The 4,437-nt window shown below is 43.0% G+C and carries 5 protein-coding genes; 4 read left to right on the top strand and 1 reads right to left on the bottom strand.

Annotated features, from left to right (window positions below):
- From JWQ85_RS19065 to JWQ85_RS19055, 3 genes are all read left to right on the top strand, one after another.
- Positions 1-330: NAD(P)-dependent oxidoreductase (locus tag JWQ85_RS19065; protein WP_299470786.1), on the top strand; the 330-nt coding region annotated here is incomplete at its 5' end.
- 223 nt (positions 331-553) lie between these two features.
- The gene (gene greA, locus JWQ85_RS19060) at positions 554-1,027 is read left to right on the top strand and encodes a transcription elongation factor GreA (RefSeq protein ID WP_299470784.1); all 474 of its coding nucleotides are present in this window, start codon (positions 554-556) and stop codon (positions 1,025-1,027) included.
- A gap of 94 nt (positions 1,028-1,121) precedes the next feature.
- Positions 1,122-1,526, top strand: a complete 405-nt coding sequence (locus JWQ85_RS19055; protein WP_299470782.1) for an HIT family protein — start codon at positions 1,122-1,124, stop codon at positions 1,524-1,526.
- 113 nt (positions 1,527-1,639) lie between these two features.
- Here JWQ85_RS19055 and JWQ85_RS19050 read toward each other — a convergent pair whose 3' ends face one another.
- Positions 1,640-2,575 carry a hydrogen peroxide-inducible genes activator gene (locus JWQ85_RS19050; protein ID WP_299470780.1) on the bottom strand — a complete coding sequence of 312 codons (936 nt, stop codon included), beginning with the start codon at positions 2,573-2,575 and terminating at the stop codon, positions 1,640-1,642.
- An 89-nt stretch (positions 2,576-2,664) separates the two neighbouring features.
- Here JWQ85_RS19050 and JWQ85_RS19045 point away from each other — a divergent pair, with 89 nt between their 5' ends.
- Positions 2,665-4,158 (top strand): catalase, encoded by a 1,494-nt coding sequence (locus JWQ85_RS19045; RefSeq protein WP_299470778.1) that lies wholly within the window; start codon positions 2,665-2,667, stop codon positions 4,156-4,158.
- Positions 4,159-4,437: the final 279 nt, after the last annotated feature.

The following is a 4,437-nucleotide window of genomic DNA, read 5'->3' as shown; positions in this document are numbered from 1 at the left end:
CTAACTGCCGAAACCAACGGGATGGTTACCGATGAATATCTGTTCCATTTTAAAAAGCCTATATTTTTCATTAACACAGCCCGTGGCAAGGTGGTTAATACCAGCGCGGTATTAAATGCTATTAAGCAAGGTAAAATAATTGCTGCGGGGTTGGATGTGCTGGAGGTTGAGAAATTCCCGGCACTGGGCGAGCAGGAATGGTTTGATGAGTTGCGCAAAAGTGGCAAAGTTATTTTAAGCCCCCATGTAGCGGGGTGGACATTTGAGAGTTACCGCAAAATAAGTGAGGTGATGGCCGGCAAGCTCGGAGAATTAGGTTTAGCGGAATAAAAGGCCAGGTGAGATCAATCCAAAACTGTGTAATCTGAAAAACAAAAAATTTGGATATTAAAATTTAATTATACTATCTTCGTTTTAGACTAAACAAGACTATGCAGGCAATGCCCCACGTAGTCTTGTTTGTTTTTAAGGCCATTACGCTCTTCTATCAAAAAAGTAGGGGGGCGGTTTTTTTTGGCGATAATTATAAATCAATACTAATTATAATTGTGTTATGGCAGAGGTATCATACTATACCAAAGAAGGTTTAGAAAAATTAAAAGAAGAATTACAAAGGTTAAAAACTACCGGCAGATCTGATATATCAAAGCAAATTGCCGAAGCCCGCGATAAGGGCGATCTTTCGGAAAATGCCGAGTACGATGCAGCAAAAGAAGCACAGGGTTTGCACGAAGCAAAAATTGCCCAGATGCAGGAAAACCTGGCTAACGCCCGCTTATTAGACGAGTCTAAACTTGACATGTCTAAAGTGCTGGCCTTATCTATTGTAAAAATAAAAAACGTTAAAAGCGGCACTACCATGAGCTACCAGCTGGTATCAGAAAGTGAAGCGGATATGAAAGCCGGTAAAATATCGGTAACATCTCCAATTGCCAAAGGCTTGTTAGGCAAATCGGTAGGTGAGGTAACGGAGATAACCGTACCTGCAGGTAAAATAGAATTTGAGATACTGGAAATTAGTAGATAGTGAATGGTTGATTGGGTGAATGGTTCTTTATAACTATTCACTCAATCCATTCATTTCTTAACTACTCACCAATCAACATAATTAACCATTCACTATGTCTATCTTTTCAAAAATCATATCAGGCGAGATCCCAGCGCATAAAGTGGCCGAGACCAATGAGTTTCTGGCTTTTTTAGATATCAGCCCCTTAGCCGAAGGCCATGTGCTGGTTATCCCTAAAACAGAGGTTGATTATATTTTTGACCTGGACGATGAAACCTACATGGGCTTACAAATGTTCGCCAAAATTGTGGCTACAGGCATTAAAAAGGCTATTCCTTGTAAAAAGGTTGGTGTGGCGGTGATTGGTTTGGAAGTGCCTCATGCGCATATCCATTTAATACCCATGAACAGGGTTGACGACATGAACTTCGCCCGCCCGAAACTAACACCAAGCCAGGAAGAATTGGCTGCAACAGCTCAAAAAATTGTTGAAGCTTTACGGGAAGTAACTCACTAAATTAAACAATCCGTCATGCCGAACTTGTTTCGGCATCTCTCCGGACAGTTTAACACTTAGCAATCTGCCGAACGTATGGGATGCCGAAATAAATTCGGCATGACAGAATAGAACTATATCTCCATTATCTCTTTCTTCTTTTTAGTGCGCAGCCTTTTGGGTACAAAATCAAGTATCTCGTTTTTAAGGGCCTCTATCATGCGGCGTTTTAAAAAGTTGCGGTGCATTACTATGCTTACCTCGCGGGCCGGTTCGGGGCTTTTAAAATAGCGTACGCGGTCGCGCTGCCTGTCGCTCATTTCGGCCAGGGCAAGCTCGGGCAAAATGGTGGCGCCATTGTTCATATCAACCATCCGTTTAAGGGTTTCAACGCTGCCGGTATTGTATTCAAAATGCTGGAAGCCCTTGGTTGCTTTGCGCCTTTGGCAAATATTTAACACCTGCTCGCGCATGCAATGCCCCTCATTCAGCACCCATATTTCCTCCATATCTATATCATCGGGGCTAATGGTTTTCTTTTTATAAAGCTTGCTGTTTTTTGATGCGTAGGCTACAAAATTTTCGTAAAAAACGGGAATCTCGGTCAGGGTGCTCTCGTGCAACGGGGTAGATAGAATGCCGCAATCCAGCGTACCTTGCTTTAATTGCTGAATGATCTGCTCGGTTGTTTGCTCCCAAACTATCAGTTTTACCTGCGGATATTTCTGGATAAACCCATTCAATATCTTCGGCAATATATAAGGCGATACGGTAGGAATGATACCCACCTTTAATTCGCCCGAAAGCTCCTTTTGCCTGTCGCTGATAATTTCTTTTATCTTTTCACTCTCGGCTAATAAAACCCTTGCCTGGGCTATAATTTCTTCGCCTATTTCGGTAGGGATAACCGGCTGGTGGCTACGGTCAAAAAGCTTTACGCCAAGCGTATCTTCCAACTTTTGTATCTGCATGCTTAGCGTTGGCTGTGTAACAAAACATTTGTTAGCGGCCATTACAAAACTGCGGTAGGTATCTACAGCAATTATGTATTCAAGTTGCGTTATAGTCATTATCAATAATATCTATATAAAGATAGTAATTATTGATTTTTTCTATCCACTTTTTTTGATGAAGTTTGAAAATAACAAAAGATACTATCATGGGACCTATAAAAAAGAAGCTGACCACTGCATCCGGCAAGCCTTATGTAGAAAACGAGAACTCTCAAACCGTAGGACCGCGCGGCCCGATTCTGTTACAGGATTTTATTCTGCACGAAAAAATGGCCCACTTTAACCGCGAACGCATCCCCGAGCGTGTTGTACATGCTAAAGGCTCTGGCGCTTACGGTACCTTAACTATCACACACGATATTACAAAATATACACGGGCAAAAGTATTCAGCCAAATTGGTAAGCAAACTCGCACTTTTTTACGCTTTTCTACCGTAGGTGGCGAAAAAGGCTCGGCCGATACTGAACGCGACCCACGTGGTTTTGCCCTTAAGTTTTATACCGAAGATGGTAACTGGGACCTGGTTGGTAATAACACACCGGTTTTCTTTATAAAAGACCCCAAGAAATTTGGCGATTTTATTCATACCCAAAAACGCGACCCATATACCAACTGCAAAAGCGCAACCATGATATGGGATTTTTGGTCGCTTAATCCCGAAAGCCTGCACCAGGTAACTATCCTGATGAGCGACAGGGGGACACCATACGGTTATCGCCATATGGATGGTTTTGGAAGCCATACTTTCTCGTTCATTAATGCTGATAACGAGCGTTTTTATGTAAAGTTCCATTTTAAAACCCAGCAGGGAATTAAAAACTTTACCGATGAAGAAGCCGGTGAAATGCGCGGTAAAAACCCCGATTTTGCACAGCATGACTTGTTAACGCACATTGATAATGGCGATTTCCCGAAATGGGATATGAAGATACAGGTAATGCCAGAGGCTGAAGCCGCTGCTTATCATATTAACCCATTCGATTTGACCAAAGTTTGGCCGCATGGCGATTACCCGCTGATTGATGTGGGCGTACTGGAACTAAACGAGAACCCTGATAATTATTTTGCACACGTAGAGCAGGCGGCCTTTGCACCGGCACACGTTATAGATGGCATAGGCTACTCGCCAGACAAGATGCTGCAAGGGCGCATACTTTCTTACCCCGATGCGCAGCGCTATCGCCTTGGGGCTAATTATGAGCAAATACCGGTTAACCGTTGCCCGTTTATGGTGAATAATTACCAGCGCGATGGCCAAATGCGTGTAGACGGCAACCAGGGCAAAAACCCCAACTATTTCCCAAATAGCTTTGATGATATTGAGGTAGACCAGAGTTATAAGGAACCGGCATGGGATATTAACGCACAAGTAGCCGACTGGTATGACCGCAACGCCGAAGGCGATAATGATCATTACACACAACCGGGCAATTTATACCGCCTGATGAGCGATGAGAGCAAAAAAGATCTGATCAAAAACATAGTACATTCTATGAGTGGTATTGAGGGCCCTAAAAAGGACGAGATAACCAACAGGCAACTTTGCCACTGGTTTAGGGCAGATATTAGCCTTGGTATGGCTGTTGCACAGGGCTTGCAATTAGATTTGAGCGAAACCATGCAGCATATGCCGGCTTAGGCAGACGTGAGATATTAGATGTGAGATAGGAGACAGAATCTCAGCAAAAATCTACCGCAAAAAAAATGTGAGATCCGAAACTATTGCAGTCTCAGATCTCACATCTAATATCTCAAATCTGAGCTTACTCCACCGTAACTGATTTTGCCAGATTACGTGGCTGGTCAACATTACAACCGCGCATTACCGCTATGTGGTATGATAACAACTGTAGTGGTATAGTTGCCAATAGCGGTACAAATGTTTCGCCGGTTAATGGTATTTCAATGATATAATCGG

It is taken from the genome of Mucilaginibacter sp. (assembly GCF_028288105.1).
In the GTDB taxonomy this organism is placed as follows: Bacteria; Bacteroidota; Bacteroidia; order Sphingobacteriales; family Sphingobacteriaceae; genus Mucilaginibacter.
Note: the sequence above shows the minus strand (reverse complement) of the source record. Positions and strands in the feature narration are given on the sequence as shown.

Excerpts from the sequence above, each read along its gene's own strand:
- greA (WP_299470784.1), top strand. The coding sequence starts at position 554 with ATGGCAGAGGTATCATACTATACCAAAGAAGGTTTAGAAAAATTAAAA.
- JWQ85_RS19055 (WP_299470782.1), top strand. The coding sequence starts at position 1,122 with ATGTCTATCTTTTCAAAAATCATATCAGGCGAGATCCCAGCGCATAAA.
- JWQ85_RS19050 (WP_299470780.1), bottom strand. The coding sequence starts at position 2,575 with ATGACTATAACGCAACTTGAATACATAATTGCTGTAGATACCTACCGC.
- JWQ85_RS19045 (WP_299470778.1), top strand. The coding sequence starts at position 2,665 with ATGGGACCTATAAAAAAGAAGCTGACCACTGCATCCGGCAAGCCTTAT.